This is a genomic window from Kushneria phyllosphaerae (genome assembly GCF_900312995.1).
GTDB lineage: Bacteria > Pseudomonadota > Gammaproteobacteria > Pseudomonadales > Halomonadaceae > Kushneria > Kushneria phyllosphaerae.
In genome coordinates this window covers 1-440 of record NZ_ONZI01000025.1, presented here as the reverse complement: position 1 = coordinate 440, position 440 = coordinate 1, and the positions used below count along the sequence as shown (strand labels likewise).

The 440-nt window shown below is 55.9% G+C and carries 1 protein-coding gene; it reads left to right on the top strand.

What is annotated here, in order from left to right; all coding sequences use genetic code 11:
• Positions 1 to 440 (top strand): glycosyltransferase (locus KSP9073_RS17280; protein WP_114403763.1); only part of this gene is annotated, 440 nt, incomplete at both ends.

Below are 440 nucleotides of genomic sequence, written 5' to 3'. Positions count from 1 at the left end.
GTGTAAACGGTCCAGAGCGCTTACGCCCCTTCAAGCTTGGCTGGTTCCATTTGGGAGCGGATGTAGCGCGGTCTGTTCCCACCAAAGGTCTACCGGCTACCGCTGACGATGTGTTAGACACCCTTGCACACCGCCCCGCTTTCTTGATGGTGGGAACTATCGAGCCGCGCAAGGGGCAATTGCAAACACTGGCTGCATTTGAGCGCCTTTGGAGCGAGGGCGTGGATGTCAACCTGGTGATGGTTGGAAAGCACGGCTGGAATGTCGACTTACTGGTTGAAATGCTCCATAACCATGCCGAGCGCAATCGACGCTTGTTCTGGTTGGACGGCGTCAGTGACGAATACCTCGAAAAAATCTACGCGGCTTCCGACTGCTTGATCGCCGCCTCGGAAGGCGAAGGTTTTGGCCTGCCACTTATCGAGGCTGCCCAACATAAA